The organism is Algoriphagus aestuariicola, from assembly GCF_017254835.1.
Classification (GTDB): domain Bacteria; phylum Bacteroidota; class Bacteroidia; order Cytophagales; family Cyclobacteriaceae; genus Algoriphagus; species Algoriphagus aestuariicola.
Genome location: NZ_JAFKCW010000001.1, coordinates 199,602 through 218,271, shown reverse-complemented (window position 1 = coordinate 218,271; position 18,670 = coordinate 199,602). Strand labels below are relative to the sequence as shown.

The window sequence follows — 18,670 nt, the reverse complement described above, 5'->3', positions numbered from 1 at the left end:
GCCATGCAAGAGGTCGAAGTCGTTTATCCAAAAAAAGCCAAGGATTGGAGAGATTGGCTGGAGAAGCATCATCGGTCCAAGTCATCCGTATGGCTGGCGTTCCACACAAAAGCATCCGGACAGCCCTCCATCTCGTGGAGCGACGCCGTCGACATCGCCCTCTGCTATGGCTGGATCGACAGCAAAAAAGTTAAGATAGACGATGAAACCTCCCATCAGTTCTTCAGCAAGCGCAAGGCAAAAAGCACTTGGTCCAAGATCAACAAGGAAAAGGTCGCGACCTTGACCGAAACAGGCCTGATGACCCAAGCTGGCTTGGAGGCTGTTGAAATCGCCAAAGAAAACGGTTCCTGGACGCTGCTCGATGAAGTCGAGGAACTGATAGTGCCCGAGGATCTGGCACTGGCGCTCAGGGCAAAGGCCGGAGCGAGGGAGTTTTTCGATGCACAAAGCAAGTCGGTGCGGAAGATGATGTTGGCCTCGCTTGTTCTCGCAAGACGACCCGAAACCCGCCAAAATCGGATCGACGAAATTGCCGAATTGGCGGCAAAAGGGATGAAGCCAAAGCAATTTTAGGAAAAGAATACCACTAGCCCTTTCCTAACTTTTTTTCGAATATTGTCCAAGTAAAACAAGAGCCCAATGAACAACCCTAATCCAAAAGTCGATTTTTACTTTTCCTCCAACGAAAGATGGGAAAAGGAAATCGCCCAATTGAGACGGATAGTCCTAGACTGCGGCCTCACTGAGGAGCTGAAGTGGGGCTGCCCCTGTTACACTTTTCACAAGACCAATATAGTCCTGATCCATGTCTTTAAGGAATACTGTGCATTGCTCTTTTTCAAAGGGGCGTTGCTCCAGAATTCACACGCTATCCTGATCCAGCAAACCGAGAATGTGCAAGCCGCCCGCCAAATTCGGTTTACCCACGTGAAGGAAGTCATGGATCAGGAAGTCTGGGTCAAAGCCCACATCTATGAGGCGATTGAAGTGGAAAAGGCCGGACTGAAGGTCGCCTTGAAGAAAACCGGGGAATACGATGTGCCGGAGGAATTTCAGCGAAAATTGGAGTCCGATTGCAAACTCAAAACGGCTTTCGAGTCACTTACGCCCGGGCGGCAGCGGGCGTATCTGTTTTATTTTTCCCAAGCCAAGCAGTCCAAAACACGAGAATCCCGCATCGAAAAAAGCGTTCCCAATATCTTGGAGGGCAAGGGGCTGAACGACTGACCCAATCCTTATTCATCGAATGCGTAAATTGACTTTACGAATATCCTTTTCAAAAAAACATGGGCTTAAAAATCATTCTCACAGGAGCTACCGGTATGGTGGGTGAGGGCGTCCTGCTCGAATGCCTCTCAAACGATCAGGTCTCCGAAGTGCTCAGCATCAGCCGCCGCTCCTATCCTATCTCCCATCCGAAGTTTTCCGAGTTGCTCGTCGCGGATTTCATGCAGATCGATTCCCATGAGGATCGGCTCACGGGATTTGACGCCTGCTTCTTTTGTGCGGGAGTGAGCTCGGTAGGCATGAGCGAGGCGGACTATACGCATATCACATTGACCACGACATTGCATTTCGCCAAAGTTTTGGCGAAATGCAATCCCGAAATGGTTTTCGACTTTGTCACCGGTGCATTGACTGAAAGCAGCGAAAAAGGTCGATCGATGTGGGCAAGGGTAAAGGGCAAAACTGAAAATGAGCTGATGAAGCTGCCCTTTCGGGGTCAGTACAACTTCAGACCTGGACTGATGACTCCCGTAAAAGGACAAAAAAACGTCAAGGGCATATTCAAACCCTTAATAGCCATCCTGCCTTTTTTCATGCCCAAAAAGACCCTTAGCCTTCACGAAGTCGGAAGGGCCATGATCCGCACCGTGACGGAGGGCTATGCTAAGCAGGTGTTGGAAATAGAGGACATCAAACTATTAGGAAACTAAGTCGTCCGTCAAGATTCATGGCCTACGGAGCACTGCATAGTCTTCGTCTCCGATCTAAACCGAAACGGCATCAAAGCAAAATCCCAACGATAAAAAAAGACGATACCCCCAAAAAAAACTAAACGACCAGAGATGATAATTTTTGCCCCCGCATCAGTCTTGGGTCACTTTGCTTTTCCACCAATTTGAGTTGGGCTTCCAAGTAGGCGCTAGCATCGCCTTCCTCTCGTTTTCCAAAGCAGGCCAACGATTTTTCTTGACTCCTTCCAAATATTCGAGTTCGGCTTGCATGTCATACTTAGGATCCTTGTAGGCCATATTTGCATTGGCTTTCTCCAGATAGGAGAGCAAGGCAGCGTCCATTTCATCCACGAGTTTTGTTTCCCGATTGGCCAAATCCCATTGTTCCCCAGGATCGCGCTCCAAGTCATAAAGTTCCCGATGTCCGTCCTCCCAATAATGGATTAGCTTCCACTTTCCACGGCGTATGATGGAACTCGGATCTCCTCCCTGATTTCCGTAGTGCGGGTAATGCCAGAAAAGATCCCTGTCGCCTAGTTTCTTCTCTTCTATCGCATCAAACAGGTCAATTCCCTCAATGCTTGATCCTGATTTCTGACCAGCTAAACCCAACAGTGTCGGATAGAGGTCTATTCCTGTCGCCGGTAATTCTACTTTTTGTTCCTTGGCTTGGCCAGGAAGATGGATAAAATAAGGCACGCGAAGTCCTCCCTCCCACTGGTAGCCTTTGCCTCCACGGAGAGGCAGATTAGAGGTAGAGAAATTGTCGCCCGATGCTACACCTCCATGGTCAGAGGTAAAGACGATCACGGTGTTTTCCGCCAAACCCGATTTTTCCAATGCTTCCATCACTCTGCCCACCGCATCGTCCATAGTCTCCACGAGCCCAGCGTATACTGGATTGTCCTGAACGATGCGGATGGGAAGCCGTCGCTCCATCTCAAAAGCGTGATCGGCCAAGCCATTTCTTTCGGCTTTTTCGCGGAATTTTGCCCATTTTTCCTCCGTAGTCTGGATAGGGCCATGGACCGCATAGAAGGACAGCATCGCAAAAAAAGGCTGCTGGTGCTCCCCTTCTATAAATTTGGCAGTTTCATTGGCAAGACGCAGCGTAAGGTTTTCCCCATTCGGGCCTTGGGCCATTTTTGGATTGTCATAGGGGGCAAAATAGCCTCCTTTTGGACTGCCGGATTCAAATCCGCCAATATTGGTATCAAAGCCATGGTCTTCCGGGTAAGAACCTTCCCCTCCCAAATGCCATTTTCCCGCAAAAAAAGTCTCATATCCTGCCGCCTTCAAAGCTTCTGGCAGGGTGATGGATTCGGCATCGAGCTGGTGGGAATAGGCTGGAGGCAGCAGCTGGGTATGTCTGCCCATCTCCCGCCAAGCCTCTTCCTCCGGTGCTCCAATCCAATCTGTTATGCCATGAGTCGCTGGTGTCTGTCCTGTTATCAGACTGGCCCTGGCCGGACTGCACACCGGCGACGAGGAGTATCCTTGGGTAAATTGATAGGAGGTCCTGGCCAAGCGATTCACGTTGGGCGTCTCGTAGTAGTTGCTTCCAGTCACCCCAAGATCGTGATATCCGAGATCGTCCACGACAATTAGGAGAATGTTCGGCTTTTTGTCTTGAGCCAGAATCTCGGAACCAAGGGAAAAAAGCGCCAAAAAAAAGGAAAGGATTAACTTCTTGAAGTATTTCATTGATGAAATGTAAAATAAAGCCAATGCTTCTTCCAAAAGAAGACGGATAAACGGAAGATATTCGGCTATTGATAGAGAGTATCCACCTGGTTTTGAACCCCCAAGCGATGGAGCTTCAAAAATCTTCAACCACTATCGGAAAACCGGTAGGCGCATTTCCTGCCTAGGATTTCATTTTTCTTCGCACTCTCGGGAAACTATTCCGCTTTCCTGTTGATGAAGTAGTTTATTCCAAAATTCAGGCTTCCTAGACTGGCGTTGAAATGGTCCGTATTGTAATAAGGATTCTGTTGGGAATTCTTTGAATAGGAGATTTCACCAAAGCTGGCTTCTACCCCCCACCTCTCATGTGGCAAAAATGTCAAAACGGGACCGACGCTAACTACGAATTGGTTGACTTTGCTGTCTGATTCCCCATCCGTAGTTCTGCTTCCTGCGCCCACTTTGCCATTCAAACTGATGAGAAATTTATCAGAGACAGAAAAGTACTTTCTTGCGAAAACACCATAAATCTGGGAAACGGTTTTTTGGTCTTCGAAGAGGTTGGTGTAAATATTTAGCGTTGGCGAGTTTTGCGTGTATAGCTGAACGAACGCGCCGACGGAAAATGATGGCGCTACAAAAGTAGCGACCGTGGGACTCAAGGTAAAATAGTGGGTTGCCGGAGTGGAATTGTCACTGGAGCTGGCTGAGATTGAGGTATAGGACACATTCCCCCCAATTGCAAGGGTTCCCTTGGAAAACTGCGCAAATACGGTGAAAGGGGCAAGAAACAGGAAAACAAAAAGGTACTTCATCATTGTTTTTAAGAGTTTAGTGGCGCAAAAATAGCCACCGATCTCAATTCCACAACAGTGAGTTTTTACTATTCCACGATCATGAAAATCAAAACCCAACTCCCAATTTGGAAGCCTTCATACAATCGACTAGAAATCTGGCCTTTGATCCATCCCCCTTCCGAAAACCAACTTTTGGCCAGTCAAATTTCACTTCCCCACCAGGCTGTGCCGAATTGCACCGGCTCGATTTTTTGAAACTAAAGCCGTTAAAAAAGGACTGCGACTTGAGCTCGGAAAACGAAAAAATCCCAATTTGCGGCATAACCCCTAGTAAAATGAAACTACTGCAAGCCATTAAAGAACATCCTGAAACCGTGTCTTTCCAGGAAGTCATCGCCTACATAGACGAACACTATGAGTTTACGCCAACCCGCTTTGTCAATGGAGTCACCATCAACGAAGCTGGACAAAACAACGGGAGCTGCAAGGTTTTTTCTTTTGCCAAGCTCCATGGACTTACTGCAGAGCAGACCCTGGCACTTTTCGGAGACTATTATCGCAAGGATGTCCTCGAAAATCCGGAAGGCACAGACCATCAAAACATCCGAAACTTCATGCTCAAGGGTTGGGAAGGAATCCGCTTTGAAGGGGACGCTCTCAAGGCAAAATAAGCTACTTTCGGAGCATAGCTCGCTTTCAAGGGGATTTCGCGTATTTTGACCCAGTTTGCATTTAATATAGTCCTGGTGCTATGCAAAAAAACCGTTCGCGCTACAATGCCAAAATCATCTGCCTGAGCTACCTAGTAGTGGGCGTTTCCTGGATTCTGTTCAGTGACTCGCTTGCCTCCTATTTTTTCAGCGATGACATCCGAAAGATGTCCCAGTTCCAATTGTTCAAGGGCTTTTTCTATGTAGGCATCACCACATTGATGCTCTATTTCCTGATCAGAAAAATGACCAAAAGCATCAACAAGCGCAAACTGGAACTCGAACTCCTCTTTTCCAACCCCAATCTCGGCATTCTAAAACTCGATGCCGCGGGCCTTTTTACGCAGGTCAGCCACAACATCGCCACGATCACTGGCTATTCCTCCGAAGAACTGGTAGGGAAACACATCAACCACTACACCCCGGAAAATCGGAAAGAAGAGGACGATGCTGAACTTGCCAAGGTCACGAACTCCAATCCAAACGACGACTTTGTGTTCAGAAAGCATATACTGAGTAAGGATGGTCAGGAAGTCATCATCAGGGGCTATGGCATGAGGACAAAACCGTCCAAAAACGAATCTCCCGGATACATCGTGGCAATCCAAAACATCACCGAAGAAATTCGATTTTTGCTCGCACTCGAGGCCCATAACGCACAATTGAAGGAACTTGCATCCGAACAATCGCATCTAGTCAGGGCCCCGCTAGCCCGCATCATGGGAATCACCAATATTCTCCAAGATCCCGACAGCCTGGAACAAACCGAAAAAACCAGCCTTATTCAGAATTTGGAGGTATCTGCGCAGGAGTTGGACCTTGCCCTAAGGGGCATTTCCCAAAAAATGAACTCCAATCCCAACGGAGACAAGGCCTAGGACTCCAGAGCTAAATTTCGTCGCAGGGCCTAGCCGATGACGTCTGGTCGGCAACAGTTGGGCTACCGTAGAGCTCAGAAATGGGAAGGGCGGCGGTTTGACTTCACCGGCTCCATCTCTAATGGCACGCTGACCCAGACTGGAGTGGAAACAAGTCGTCGATCTAGGCATGTGGTAGTTTATCTTGGAGTATTTCATTAGGGTCGGATAGCCGATTCCTACCACTGCGGATGACCCAATTAAAAAAATATTATTTAGTTGTTTTTCTCATCCATATTTATCTTTTTGGGTTTGATTCTTGAGAAACTAGTATTTCGCCAACCTATTTTCAACCCTTGATTTTTCCCATGAAACCCACTTTGATCCAACTTGCGTTTAGCACCTTGACTTTTAGCCTGCTTTCCTGCGGGGGAACCTCCAAAAACAGCAACAGTCCCCAAAATTTTTCACTCGAGATCATCGATTCTGTCCAGGTAGATTTCCTCGGAGAGATGATGCTCCAGGACTACGATCCCAAAGCGGACAAATACTTGCTCACGACAGAAGTGTACTACGAATACCTCGAGGTGGATGGGCAGGGTAAAATCCTCAATCATCACAAATTTAGCGAAGACGGAGTAGCTCCAGTCAGCCAAGCGATGGGATTGGGATATTTCAATGGAGATGTAACCGTATTTAATCCTCCAAAAGGCTTCTACCGCTTCCGAGATTCGACCAAGGTCGGGGAAATCAAAATCCCCTACCCCTACCAAGTTCAAATCATGAGTCCAAAGCTCGGAGTTTTTGAAATTGGCAACAAGCTCTACTACCCCAAGCCTTGGCCGGAAACGCTCGCGGTCAATATGGAAGAAGGGGAATTTTATCAGACGATGTACCGACTTCCCATCATCGAGTCCCAGAACAAGAGCACGGGAGACACCTTAGGCGTACTCAGTTTGCCAGAGACCTCCTCCCTGCTCGGAGATCAGATCCACGGTTTTCCGGTTCCGGTCTATACGCTGGACGGTGACCGGCTACTGCTCAGCATGTGGTTTGAGCCAAGATTCTACGTCTATGCCAAAGAAGGGGATCGCTTTATCTTCGAAAAGACCGTAGAAGTGGATATCCCTGATTGGGTTCCGTACACACCTGTTCCGCTAGACCAAGCGCAGCGATTTTTTGAAGAAAACAGAAAGAAAATGCCCGGGAACCTGACCAACATACTTGTATCCGGAGACTACTACATCGCAGTGTATAACAAAGGACTGCCCGAAGCTCAGACCACGGAGCTAATGCAATCCACCGAGCGAGACCTAGCAAGGCAACGAATGAACCCCAGCTTTGCAGCAATCTTCGACAAAGACTTCAACCAATTGGCGACGAACGTCCCCTTCCCCATTAACGCCAACTACCCCAATGTGGTCAATAAAGACGGCGAGCTTGTCGTGTCCAAAGTGGCGGCGATGTCGGAAACAGAAGACGAGGGCATCATCCTCTATAAAATGAAAGTGAAGGCGGAATAGTTTTGGACAGATTCGTATGGGAGGTATGCCGTGTAAAAAAACCAACGGATTTTGTAAAGTACTTTTCTCAACCTAGCGATAAAAAATGAACCCATCCGAAATCCGCTCCTACTGCCTTGGCCTCAAAGGCGTCACCGAATCCATCAAATGGGACGATCACCTATGCTTCAGCGTCGGCGACAAGATGTTTTTCGTTCTCTGTCCCGACCAAGTCCCCGTCACGGGTTCTTTTAAAACCACGCCGGAACACTTCGAAGGACTGATCGCTCGGAGCGGCCTCACCCCCGCGCCGTACTTGGCTAGGCACAAATGGGTGTACTACGAAGGGTTAGCATGCCTCAGCGACGAGGAATGGAAGGCTTCCATCCTGGAATCCTATCACTTGGTCTTTGAGAAGCTGCCCACTAAGACCAAAAAGCAGATCGAGGTTCTGTAAGCTACGAGGCGCGAAATACGAAATACGGGCTTTCGGCTTCCAACCACCTACTTCTCCACCTCCACCACAAACCGCTGATATCTCGTCATCGGGTGAGTTCCGCTGTCCTTGACCTCGGCAATGACATGCAGTTGACCTTTGGCGCTTGGATCAAGGTCTAGCGTAACTCGATTACCGGCTTGGCTGAGGCCAACTTCTCCGGTATAGGTTCCCACTTCTTTGTATACCCAAAACACAGTGCTCAACTGATCTCCATCCGGATCGCTGCTTTGCACTTCCAAACTCAGACTTTCTCCGGGTTTGGCGGAAAGTTGGGTAGCCCCTTTCGCCTCTACGACCGGAGGATGATTGGCCTCGGCATAGTCCATCACGCACCAATCCGCTCTTGCTGCAAAGTCCTGTTGTATCGCCTCCACCCAGCGTATTTGGGGATAGGTTGCGTCAAGCGTATCGGTAAATGGATTGAAGTCCAGAACATTTTCACCGTCTTCCCAACGGTTGGGCTGCTCGGCTGACTGCACCAATCGCCCTCCCCAACCACCCCACTGAGGCTGGCTCAGATTGTCTAGGCCAACATCAATCAGGTGCAAGTAGGCCGGAGAGTCGCCCTCCGAGATAAAATCATACACTCCAAAGGTGCCCCACTGCGCATTGACCAGCTTGGTAGAGTCACCGTGGATATGTTCGTCATCACCTTCCTGCTTCTGCCCGTCCCCATAGCTGTAATACTGCTTGAGCAGTGGGCCGTGGTTGTTGATGATTTCATTTCCCATATACTCCCCTTCGAAAAGGTAATGCTGGGACTCTGGCACCGCCCGCTTCCAGGCATAGGCAAAGCACCAAAATTGGCTGGAATTGTAGTAAATCTTCAGGTCGGGCCAGTTGGGCGCAATGTACTTTCGGTAGGTCGCATCCTGATCGAGTATCGCGTAGATGATCGCTTTGTCGATGACTTTTTGATAAATGGAATCCCATTGAGGAGTGTCTTTGTGTTCATCCTCGATGGACTTCAGAGCCCGCGCAATGGTGTTGGTTCCTCCCCAGACTTGGAGGTAAATAGGTTCGGTAGTCGCGTCCAAGAGTTTTTCTTTGATAAAGTCCGAGCCCGGCGTATCCTCTTCCATTTCTCCTTCGAATTTGATATTGCCCACGCGCACCAAAGACCTCAGATGGGCTGCGGCGGGAAAGCCTTCGGCATGCTGGCTCAGTTTGGGATAAACTTCTTCATAGGCGTCGAGAAGTGGATTCATCCATTCCACTCCTGGCCAGCGCAAGTCCGTTTTCGCCCCGTACATCCGCTTAGTCATCTCCATCTCTGAGGTGAACTCTGTCCCCTTCCCATCTCCGGCATAATGCCACATACTGGACGAATAGACCAAACCTTCGATCTTAAATTCATTCGCATACAGCAGCATTCTGATAAAAGAATCCACATCGTCGATCTCACCGTCCGTGGTGACGATGGTGCGGGGCTTTTTGGGGTCGGGTGAGGATTCTTGAAGTTTTTCGGTTTTGGGTTGACAGGATAAAAGCAAGGTGAAGGTCAGCAGCAACAAATAGCGGGTCATGGACTTTTGGTTTTGAGAATCTTAAAATAGAAAAAACAAACCAAACCCTTTTTTATTAGTCGCCTCGGTACTCAATATGTTTAGGGAAGAGGAATCGTAAATCCCTCAAACCAATTCGAACTCGAGTTGTCCCATATAAGCACGGCCACGATACCTCCGACCGCTACTAGGGCCCCAGTGAGTGGCAGACTAAATTTGGACACTTTCACGGATTCGATTTCCTGAATCGGTATCTCTACCGGCATGTGGTTTTTAGGCAAATTGTAGTTTGCAAATAGGGTCTTCGGGTCAGTTTTTTGGAATGTAACCACCACCTGCTTTTCATTTTTCAAAAAGACCTGAAGCTTTTGTCCTGTTTCTAATTGCATCAATTGCCTTTGAATATTTTCAAAATGAGAAAGATTCTGATCTGTAACGTATCCCGCTTTTTCGATGGGTTTATACACTTTGCAGCCAACACCTAGGAAGGCTAACCAAAGTACTAGAAGTAGAGTTTTCATGGCCTTTTTGATTAAGATGGATTATTCTAATCCGAACTTAAGCGATCCTTGATTCAGCTAGGGCCTACAAAATACCAAACCAAAAAAAGGTATTGGCAAAAATGACTGAAATGGACTTTCCCTCGTCGGATTAGCATAGATGACTTTGACCAAGCTAGATTTCCCTTATGCATTTCTATTTTCCAGAATCTGCAATTCCTTTTTTCAAGAATTGAAATACTTACCATCAACTGCCTTAATTAATTCCTTAAAGGGCCGAATTCAGAACCCGACTGGTTGGGTTCGAAGTGCCAAATCCGATAAATTAGAGCCAATCGAACCCAACGAACCATGAAAAACGAAAAAGCACCCTTTTCCAGGAGAGATTTTGTGAAAGCCGCTGCGCTCAGTGGCGCAGGAATGATGATTGTTCCCAGGCATGTCATTGGAGGGCCGGGCTATACAGCTCCCAGTGATCAAGTCAACTTGGGCATCATCGGTGCTGGAGGAAAAGGGAAGCAAAACGCCGGGGAGTTTTTGAAACTGGAAAATGTAAACCTCACCGCAGTCGCAGACCCGGCTTACTACTGGAATTTGGCTGATTTTTATTACCGATCCGAGGCGGGAAGGGGTCCGGTCGTCGATATGATCGAGAGTCAGCAAGCTGCAAAAGGCAACACCAAGCGGGTGGCCCAATACAGCGACTTCCGCAAAATGATGGAAAACGCATCCGAACTGGATGGCATCGTGATCTCCACTCCTGACCACACCCACGCGTACATTGCCCTGATGGCTCTAAAAATGGGCAAACATGTCTATTGCGAAAAACCCCTCACCCACAATATCTGGGAAGCCCGCGAGGTGGCGAGGGTCACTTGGGAAACCGGTCTGATGACCCAAATGGGCAATATGGGCCACTCAACCGATGGGATCCGTGAGACGGTAGAGTACCTGCGTGCAGGCGTGATCGGCGAGGTCAAAGAATGCCATGCCTGGGTTCCGGCGGGCCGTTGGCTGCCTGGATTGAAAGGGCTACCCCAGGGCGAAAGCACCATGCCAGTCGGCTTTGATTGGGACCAATGGATAGGACCAAGGGAAATGGTTCCCTTTCACAAGGATTATGTACCGGTCACTTGGAGGGATTTTTGGGATTATGGCTGCGGGGCTTTGGGCGATTTTGGTTGCCATGATTTGGATGCGGTGACTTGGGCTTTTGACCTGAAGAATCCCGATACGGTTCAGGTATTTCCTGCCGGCTATTCCGACAGCAAGATTGCCCCTTACGGAGAAGTTGGGTATTTCAACTTTTCTGCAAAAGGCCAGCAAAAAGCCATGAAAATCAATTGGTATTCCGGTGGCTTGAAGCCGGACTTGCACCCTGCATTACCGGCAGGCTTTGCGTATCCTGCCCGAGCATCGATGTTTGTAGGCAGCAAAGGCGTGATCATCAACGACGGCAGCGGCCGAAAACCTCAGGTTTTCCCCGAGTCTCTCAGAAACAACATCAAAGCGCCCAAACCAACGATTAAGCGCTCTGCAGGCCATTTTCAGGACTGGATTGATGCGATCCGAAACAAAGAGCAAGCTTCATCCAATTTTGAATATGGCTCCCGATTGACAGAGATCACCCTGCTGGGCGTATTATCCCTGCGACTAGGAGGAAAAATGATCGAATGGGATTACGACAACATGAAGGCCAAGGGCATATCTGAAGCTGACCAATACATCAAGGAGCCCGTAAGAACTGGCTGGGAGATGTAGGAATGGATATCAGTTCAGATGGCTGTGAAAAAAATAAAGAGAGCTCCATCGCTCATTTTGACATCTCGACTTTAAGCTTTGCACAGAAACTCAATTGAGCAATGGACGGTTTTATCAAGCCTCACGATCCAGAATGGAAAAATGAGTTTAAACGACTTAGAGAAATCCTTCTGGCTGAGTTGAATTGCTTTGAAATAGACGTTCAACATGTGGGAAGCACCACTGTGCCAAACCTTTGGGCCAAACCAATTTTGGATGTAGACATCATCCTGTTCAACAATGAGCTTCTCAATGATATTTCATCAATCCTAGAGAAGCTTGGATACGAGCCGAAAGGCGAACAGGGAATTCCTGGACGCTTTGCGTTTCGACAAACTTCGAACCTTGTTCCGCATGCTTTAGGCAAAAACACTTGGCAGGAACATCACCTTTACGTTTGTTTCTCCGACAGTCTGGCCTTAAAAAACCACCTTCAGTTCAGGGATGTGCTACTACAAGACGAAAAACTTGTGGGCGAATATTCCCAATTGAAAATAAGACTTGCGAATGAAACAGGTATGAACAGAGAAAAGTATTGGAAAAGCAAGACAGCCTTCGTACTCTCCATACTTCAAAACTTGGGATTTGATCCCAGAGAGCTGGATGAAATAAAAAAAGCGAACGAATAATCATCGTTCGGCACTTGAGGCTCTTAGCCCCTCTTGGGATGTTCTGAAAAAAAGGGCAATTGAGCGGCAGCTGGCCGTCCTTTTAGAGGGTGTAGCTTCTGGCTACACCCTTTTGATGTTGGGAAAATTGAAATTTCACTTAGCGCCCTGCAACTATGCACTAAACTACTCTCACCTTTCCATCAAGGATTGGTCGAGAAGATGGAGCCATTGGCAATTAATGCCCGACGGTTCATTTTCAGAATATCTCTCACCCACTCGGCGAAATCTTCCGGCTGAAGCACTTTTTCCGGGTTTCCATCGGTCAAGCCACCTTGGATACTCATGTCGCTGGCGATAGTACTAGGAGTTAGTGTGAAAACTCGGATATTTTGTTTTCTCCATTCGGCCATCATGGACTGGGACAATGAAATGACCGCCGCCTTGGAGGCTGCATAGGCAGACATCCCGGCTCCACCTTTGAGTCCAGCGGTAGAGGCCACGTTGACTACATCGCCCTCGCCTTTTTTCTTCAGATAGGGATAGACGGCCATTGCGGTATGGTATACGCCAAACAGGTTGACTCGCATCACTTCTTCCCAATCTGACGGAGACATGTTTTCCAAGGTGCCCATCTTGCCGATTCCGGCATTGTTGACCAGGATATCCACGCCACCGAGTTTGCCCACCAATGCGTCGATTCCGGTTTTCACGTCTGCTTCATTGGCTACATTAAAAGCTTCATAAGCAGCCTTCACCCCGAAAGCTTCTAATTCTTCAGAGACGGTCTTCAGTTGCGCTTCATTTCTTCCGGTAATCCCGATATTCACACCTTCTTGAGCTAGAAGCAAAGCCACCGCCTTACCCAATCCTCGGCCTCCCCCGGTTATAATTGCTGTTTTTCCTTTTAATGAAATCATGGTTCAAAAGTTTTTTTGGTCAAAGTAGCCAACCCAAAAACGGACGAAAATGTCCCAAACCAAACCAAAAAAACAGCTTGAAATTCTAAACGGGCAGGAGCCAGCCTTTGAAATGAAGTAAATTCTCAGCTGTAAAACGCCTCAGTTGCCTGTCAAATAACTAAATAAAAAATCTTTTCCAAATAGACATCTCACTACACTTACGCTGTTCTGACTCCTGTTGCTCATCGCCTAGAGGGGCTCTAGTCTTCCTTCATGCAGCCTTCGAATCCCAAGGAATCAATCCACGTAGGTCCTGTCCAGCCAGTCCACGACCATCATTCAGCTTTCCCGATGTATAACCGCGTGGGTGGTGTTTGGCATTACCATAAACTCCTTTTGGTCACCGGGAATCAAATCGTAAAACTCCCGCACTTTCTCGACATCAAACAGCTCATCCGAATCCCCTATCCCTACCAAAACCGGAATATTCATGTCGGCTGGCAGCCTCAGTTCCTTCACATCCAGCATCATCAAAAACCTCGGCGTGTAGTGCAGGTTAAACAAACTGTCTTGTGTCACCGTCATCCCTTCCCGGTAATATTCATAAATCTGATAAGAGGGCCGAACCAAGGCTCCAGAGAAAAACCTTGCCTTCTCCATAAACGAGGGTTCCCTCCCTACCCCTTTTTTACCCTCATACGCTCCAGATAGCAGCACCAAACCTGAAATTTCCTCCGGAACCAAGTTAGCTGCACAGATCGCCGACGCGACACCCAAGCTATGGCCAACGAGCACAACATCCGAAAACCCAAGTCCTTTGATAAATCGGATCGTTTCACCGAGGTCCTCTATCCATCGGTCTTTGCCCGGACTATCGCCTCTGTTCCCGCCGGAAAGGCCGTGACCTCGATAGTCCAAACCAAACGCCGTGTAGCCACTTTCTGAAAAAGGCTTTCCAGCCATATCATAGGGTCCGCTGTAGGCCGTGATCCCGTGAAGGATCAAGAGCGCCACTTGCTCCTTTCCAACTGGTATGCTGTCAGGATTCCAGCGACGGAGAAAAAGCGTCTGTCCATCGGTAGTTGTGATCAAGTGATGTGTGCCTGCGTATTCATTTCTGAGTTCGGTCGCTCTTTCCTCGGAAACGCTGACGTGATTGGTTTTGGAGTCCACTGGATAGTAAGCCAGAAGAAATGCAATGACGAGCAAGGCCAAAACAAGGAACAATAGGCTTTTCAGGGTCTTTTTCATGGGCTAGGGCGTTTCCATCTGTTCGTTTGAGCAGAGCGGACAGATTCCAAAATACCACAAAAATTCAGTATCCCCTCTACCTTGGACATTTTCGATTATCTCCCCTCAAATAAGGAAATAGTATAATCCAGCAAGGCCACGTCCCCAACCTTCCCATGGCCCGGAATCACTGTCTGAACTTCCGGAAAGGCATTTTTCACCTTTACGACCGTCTCCGACCAAGCTGCAGTATTGGCGTCACCTAGAAATCCGACGCCAGCCTGGAGTTCTTTGACCAGGCAGCCGCCGAACAGCACCTGATCCGAAGACACATAGGACACGACATTATCTCGGGTGTGCCCCTCGCCAAAAAACCTGTTGACAACACTGAGCCCGCCCGCTTCCAGCGTCAGCTCTTCTTCAAATCCGTTTTGAGGTACCAAATTCCCCTCCGCCTTGGCAAGCTCGATGGTCTTGAAGGATGCATAGGAGGGAATTCCCTTAGCGTGAAAGGCTCCCAAGCCGCCCACGCAATCGTCGTGAAAATGGGTCGCGACTACGCCCTTCACCTTGGCATTTTGCTCCTTTTCCAACCAGGCTATCAATTCCGCGCTTCCTTCCTCATCTGCCGGCGTATCGAAAACCAAGGCTTCCCCTCCATCGATGACCAACATCCCGTTGCAGGCAACCTTTCCAAAATCATCCGTGCTCAGGTAACTGATGTGCACGAAAGTGTTGGGGCTGAGCTGCTCGATCACCAGCGTCTCGGACTGGTAAACTGTTTTTGCCTGCTGGGGAAACAGCAACTGAAAGGACAGCATTAAAAAAACGAGGATGAATGCAAAAGTTTTTTTCATGAAAGATGGAGTTTGAAGGCAAGTTAGACCGATCCCCTTTATCCGACAAGTCTCGGATGTCGCAAAGGCAGCATCATTTGTCGCAAATCGCTCCACGATTCGCTGAGCTACTCACTAACTTTAACCGTGAAGATTAATAAGCAAGATTTACCGACCCCAATCACTAAAGCCATGTCCTTCCAAGCCTATCTCGACAACATCCAAACCAAGACCGGCAAAAGCCCGGAGGATCTCAAAAAACTCGCGAAAGACAAAGGTTTTTTGGCAAATGGTCAGCTCAAATCCGAAGTAAAAGCAACCCAGATCACCAATTGGCTCAAAGAGGATTTTGATCTGGGACATGGCCACGCAATGGCCATCTACGCCTACTTCAAAGGTAAAACGAGCTAGCAAAATCTTTTCGCCGGGAAGTTTATTTCCAGAAGATGAAAGCAAGAATAGCCCGCCGCTTGGTTTCTGTGAAAGATTGGATAAAGAGCTTACGCAGATTTGTGCGGGCTTAACAAATTCCCTCTTCTATGTCCTTCCTGAGTTCCAACAAGCGGACTTTCGCCTGCTGTAAATTCCGGATTTTGGCATCCATCTCCGCAATTTTGTTATCCACGTACTGCAGCTGTTCCTCCATCGTGAAAGAACCCGAGAAACACTTGTCCAACATTTTTTTGATCTCCGCCAGGGTAAAGCCTGCCTCTTTTCCGACTTTGATGAACTCGACGCGCTCCACGACCTCCTCGTCGTACTTTTTGTAGTTGTTTGAGGTCACGCTTTCATCGACAGAGCCTTGAATCAAGCCTAGGTTTTCATAGTACCGCAAGGTATGGATGGTGACACCCGTATGTTTCGCCAGCTCATTGATCAACATTTCTTTGGACAATTAAGAGATTTAACAAAAAAATCATAAAGTATAGAGTATAGTCTATACTTGCACGATGCAAATCTAAGGCATAAGTTTGGGTCGTCAAAATCTCCCAGAGGTTCACAAAACCTTGAAAATGAAACTCCTCAGCATAGTCAAACGCATGACAATAGGCATATTGGCAGTGGTTGCGGTGATTGCCGCAATCGGCCTCATTTATCTTCAGTTCCCACAATTCGGGCAAAAACCGAATGGCGAAAGACTGGAGCGAATCAAGCAATCCCCAAATTACCGCGATGGGCAATTCCAAAACATCAGCCCATCTCCTGTGCTCGTGGAAGGATACAGCTACACCACAGTGATGTATGAGTATTTATTCGGTCGCACGCCAAACCTGACACCGAGTGCTCCAATCCCGAACATCAAGTCGGATTTGAAATCACTGCCAAAGGAGCAAGACCTGCTCGTGTGGTTTGGACACTCCTCCTACCTCCTCCAATTGGACGGCACCACTTTCCTGGTCGACCCGGTTCTGAGCGGCTACGCATCTCCGAGTAGCCTCCTCACCAAAGCCTTTGAAGGAAGTAATGTCTACCAAGTTGAGGATCTCCCGCAGATTGATTACCTGCTTATTTCACACGACCATTATGATCACTTGGACTACGAAACCATCACAAAATTAAAAGGCAAAGTAGGTACCGTCATCTGCGGACTTGGAGTAGGAGCCCATTTCGAGGCCTGGGGATATGATCCGGCGAAGGTTATCGAAAGGGATTGGTGGGAGGAAATCACCTTTGACAAGGAGGTCAAAGTTCATCTTACTCCAGCAAGACACTTTTCGGGAAGAGGAATACAGCCTGGCAAGACCCTTTGGACCTCCTACGTGATAGAAACTCAAAGCAAGAAAATCTACGTCGGCGGAGATAGCGGCTATGATACCCACTTTGCCGCAATCGCTGAGAAGTTCGGCGGTTTTGATTTGGCAATCATAGAAAACGGACAGTACGACGTAGCCTGGAGAAACATCCATGTATTGCCTGAAGACGCCATCCAAGCAAGCAAAGACCTCAATGCAAAAACGGTTTTTCCTGTGCATTCTGGCAAGTTTAAGTTAGCCAACCATCCATGGGACGAGCCTTATCTTAGGATCTCCGAATTGGCCAATACGGCCGGCATCCCTTTGGTGACTCCTATCATCGGACAGCTGGTCGATCTGAATGACAGCACCCAGACTTTCCCCAAGTGGTGGGAAAAAGTAAAATAACGGAAGGGATTCAATGGTCTGAATCACTGCTTTGAGCAGCTCGAAAAGCCCATTTTCAAACGCTTAAAAACGCCCGACTATCGGATTTTCTCACGGCAGCCGAAACTTTATTTTTAGCAACAATGTTGCAAAAATAATTCAAGCCAGGCCTTTCAAAATGCTTGGCCGCTTTTCATACAACTCACTTTTATCAGCAATTCATGAAAACCACCACTTCGTACGACGTCATCATTATTGGGGGAAGCTATGCCGGATTGTCCGCCGCCATGGCCTTGGGCCGATCGCTTCGCAAAGTCCTCATCATCGACAGCGGCCAGCCCTGTAACCGACAAACTCCCCATTCCCACAATTTCCTAACCCAAGATGGAGAGACGCCCGCGGCGATCGCCCGAAAAGCCAAGGAGCAGGTATTAGCCTATCCTACCGTCACTTTCCTGCAGGATTTGGTGCTCGAAGCTTCGTCTATCGACTCGGGCTTCGAAGTCCTCACGCAGTCGGATCAAAGCTACCGTGCGCAAAAGCTTCTCCTGGCTTTTGGGATCAAAGACGAACTTCCCAAAACTCCCGGATTTGCAGAGTGCTGGGGGATCTCGATGATCCACTGTCCCTACTGCCACGGCTATGAGTTCCGGGGGAAAAAGACGGGCATCCTCGCCACGGGAGACCGGGCCTATCACCAGGCGATGCTCGTGTCCAACCTCAGCGACCAAGTAAAGATCATCGTGCCCGAGCCATCAATCTTCACTCCGGAACAACAGGAAAAGCTGGAAAAAAAAGGGATAAGGATTTTGGACAAAGAAATTCTGGAGATTCGACACGAGAAGGGATACCTGGACAGTGTACAGTTTACCGACGGTGCTGAAGAGATATTTGACGCGATCTATGCCGATGTGCCTTTCTCCTTTCCCGGTACTCTAGTCCAAAACCTTGGATGCAAGCTGGCCGATTCGGGACGGATCTGGGTGGACCAGTTTCAACAAACCAACATCCCCGGACTCTACGCCTGTGGGGACTGCACCACGATGATGCGCTCGGTCGCCTCAGCAGTTGCAGCGGGCAATCTCACCGGAGCCATGATCAACCACGCGCTGGCTTCAGAACGCTTCTAGAAGCTGCCTACTTTTTCGTAGAGCGGG

The 18,670-nt window shown here is 48.4% G+C and carries 20 protein-coding genes; 12 read left to right on the top strand and 8 right to left on the bottom strand.

Annotated elements, in window-relative coordinates:
• The first annotated feature begins 3 nt into the window (after positions 1–3).
• The 3 genes from J0A67_RS00965 (at position 4) to J0A67_RS00955 (ending at position 1,940) form a co-directional block, all read left to right on the top strand.
• Positions 4–576: a YdeI/OmpD-associated family protein gene (locus tag J0A67_RS00965; RefSeq protein WP_206567402.1), complete on the top strand. Its 573-nt coding sequence runs from the start codon at positions 4–6 to the stop codon at positions 574–576.
• 66 nt (positions 577–642) lie between these two features.
• A complete protein-coding gene (locus J0A67_RS00960; RefSeq protein WP_206567401.1) occupies positions 643–1,230 on the top strand; it encodes a YdeI/OmpD-associated family protein in 588 nt (195 codons plus the stop codon).
• A 59-nt stretch (positions 1,231–1,289) separates the two neighbouring features.
• Entirely contained in the window at positions 1,290–1,940 is a 651-nt protein-coding gene (locus J0A67_RS00955) for an NAD-dependent epimerase/dehydratase family protein (protein WP_206567400.1), read from the top strand.
• Positions 1,941–2,093: 153 nt separating this feature from the next.
• On the opposite strand, the gene J0A67_RS00950 is transcribed toward J0A67_RS00955, so the two are convergent.
• Positions 2,094–3,665, bottom strand: a complete 1,572-nt coding sequence (locus tag J0A67_RS00950) for a sulfatase (protein WP_206567399.1) — start codon at positions 3,663–3,665, stop codon at positions 2,094–2,096.
• Positions 3,666–3,862: 197 nt separating this feature from the next.
• Complete coding sequence (locus J0A67_RS00945) at positions 3,863–4,465, bottom strand: outer membrane beta-barrel protein (RefSeq protein WP_206567398.1); 603 nt, start codon at positions 4,463–4,465, stop codon at positions 3,863–3,865.
• Positions 4,466–4,779: 314 nt separating this feature from the next.
• On the opposite strand from J0A67_RS00945, the gene J0A67_RS00940 reads away from it, so the two are divergent.
• The 4 genes from J0A67_RS00940 (at position 4,780) to J0A67_RS00925 (ending at position 7,970) form a co-directional block, all read left to right on the top strand.
• Entirely contained in the window at positions 4,780–5,115 is a 336-nt protein-coding gene (locus tag J0A67_RS00940) for a HopJ type III effector protein (protein ID WP_206567397.1), read from the top strand.
• 80 nt (positions 5,116–5,195) lie between these two features.
• The gene (locus tag J0A67_RS00935; protein ID WP_206567396.1) at positions 5,196–6,032 is read left to right on the top strand and encodes a PAS domain S-box protein; all 837 of its coding nucleotides are present in this window, start codon (positions 5,196–5,198) and stop codon (positions 6,030–6,032) included.
• Between the two features lie 347 nt (positions 6,033–6,379).
• The gene (locus J0A67_RS00930; RefSeq protein ID WP_206567395.1) at positions 6,380–7,534 is read left to right on the top strand and encodes a hypothetical protein; all 1,155 of its coding nucleotides are present in this window, start codon (positions 6,380–6,382) and stop codon (positions 7,532–7,534) included.
• Positions 7,535–7,619: 85 nt separating this feature from the next.
• Positions 7,620–7,970, top strand: a complete 351-nt coding sequence (locus J0A67_RS00925) for an MmcQ/YjbR family DNA-binding protein (protein ID WP_206567394.1) — start codon at positions 7,620–7,622, stop codon at positions 7,968–7,970.
• A 47-nt stretch (positions 7,971–8,017) separates the two neighbouring features.
• Here J0A67_RS00925 and J0A67_RS00920 read toward each other — a convergent pair whose 3' ends face one another.
• Positions 8,018–9,538 carry a DUF1593 domain-containing protein gene (locus J0A67_RS00920; RefSeq protein WP_206567393.1) on the bottom strand — a complete coding sequence of 507 codons (1,521 nt, stop codon included), beginning with the start codon at positions 9,536–9,538 and terminating at the stop codon, positions 8,018–8,020.
• 80 nt (positions 9,539–9,618) lie between these two features.
• Positions 9,619–10,038, bottom strand: coding sequence for a hypothetical protein (locus J0A67_RS00915; RefSeq protein WP_206567392.1), 420 nt, complete (start codon positions 10,036–10,038; stop codon positions 9,619–9,621).
• Between the two features lie 330 nt (positions 10,039–10,368).
• Between J0A67_RS00915 and J0A67_RS00910 the strand changes: the two genes are divergently transcribed.
• Both J0A67_RS00910 and J0A67_RS00905 read left to right on the top strand, forming a co-directional pair.
• Positions 10,369–11,778 carry a Gfo/Idh/MocA family protein gene (locus J0A67_RS00910; protein WP_206567391.1) on the top strand — a complete coding sequence of 470 codons (1,410 nt, stop codon included), beginning with the start codon at positions 10,369–10,371 and terminating at the stop codon, positions 11,776–11,778.
• Between the two features lie 101 nt (positions 11,779–11,879).
• Positions 11,880–12,446 carry a GrpB family protein gene (locus J0A67_RS00905; protein WP_206567390.1) on the top strand — a complete coding sequence of 189 codons (567 nt, stop codon included), beginning with the start codon at positions 11,880–11,882 and terminating at the stop codon, positions 12,444–12,446.
• Between the two features lie 182 nt (positions 12,447–12,628).
• Here the strand turns inward: J0A67_RS00905 and J0A67_RS00900 are convergent, their stop codons facing one another.
• The 3 genes from J0A67_RS00900 to bla all read right to left on the bottom strand — a co-directional run bounded on the left by J0A67_RS00900 (position 12,629) and on the right by bla (position 15,414).
• Positions 12,629–13,345 carry a 3-ketoacyl-ACP reductase gene (locus J0A67_RS00900; RefSeq protein ID WP_206567389.1) on the bottom strand — a complete coding sequence of 239 codons (717 nt, stop codon included), beginning with the start codon at positions 13,343–13,345 and terminating at the stop codon, positions 12,629–12,631.
• A 321-nt stretch (positions 13,346–13,666) separates the two neighbouring features.
• Positions 13,667–14,578 carry an alpha/beta hydrolase gene (locus J0A67_RS00895; RefSeq protein ID WP_206567388.1) on the bottom strand — a complete coding sequence of 304 codons (912 nt, stop codon included), beginning with the start codon at positions 14,576–14,578 and terminating at the stop codon, positions 13,667–13,669.
• 95 nt (positions 14,579–14,673) lie between these two features.
• Positions 14,674–15,414, bottom strand: coding sequence for a subclass B1 metallo-beta-lactamase (gene bla / locus J0A67_RS00890; protein ID WP_206567387.1), 741 nt, complete (start codon positions 15,412–15,414; stop codon positions 14,674–14,676).
• A gap of 171 nt (positions 15,415–15,585) precedes the next feature.
• On the opposite strand from bla, the gene J0A67_RS00885 reads away from it, so the two are divergent.
• Complete coding sequence (locus J0A67_RS00885) at positions 15,586–15,804, top strand: DUF4287 domain-containing protein (RefSeq protein ID WP_206567386.1); 219 nt, start codon at positions 15,586–15,588, stop codon at positions 15,802–15,804.
• Between the two features lie 109 nt (positions 15,805–15,913).
• Here J0A67_RS00885 and J0A67_RS00880 read toward each other — a convergent pair whose 3' ends face one another.
• A complete protein-coding gene (locus tag J0A67_RS00880; RefSeq protein ID WP_206567385.1) occupies positions 15,914–16,288 on the bottom strand; it encodes a MerR family transcriptional regulator in 375 nt (124 codons plus the stop codon).
• A gap of 118 nt (positions 16,289–16,406) precedes the next feature.
• Here J0A67_RS00880 and J0A67_RS00875 point away from each other — a divergent pair, with 118 nt between their 5' ends.
• Complete coding sequence (locus J0A67_RS00875; RefSeq protein ID WP_241265028.1) at positions 16,407–17,534, top strand: MBL fold metallo-hydrolase; 1,128 nt, start codon at positions 16,407–16,409, stop codon at positions 17,532–17,534.
• A 200-nt stretch (positions 17,535–17,734) separates the two neighbouring features.
• The gene (locus tag J0A67_RS00870) at positions 17,735–18,643 is read left to right on the top strand and encodes an NAD(P)/FAD-dependent oxidoreductase (RefSeq protein WP_206567384.1); all 909 of its coding nucleotides are present in this window, start codon (positions 17,735–17,737) and stop codon (positions 18,641–18,643) included.
• The last annotated feature ends 27 nt before the right edge of the window (positions 18,644–18,670 follow it).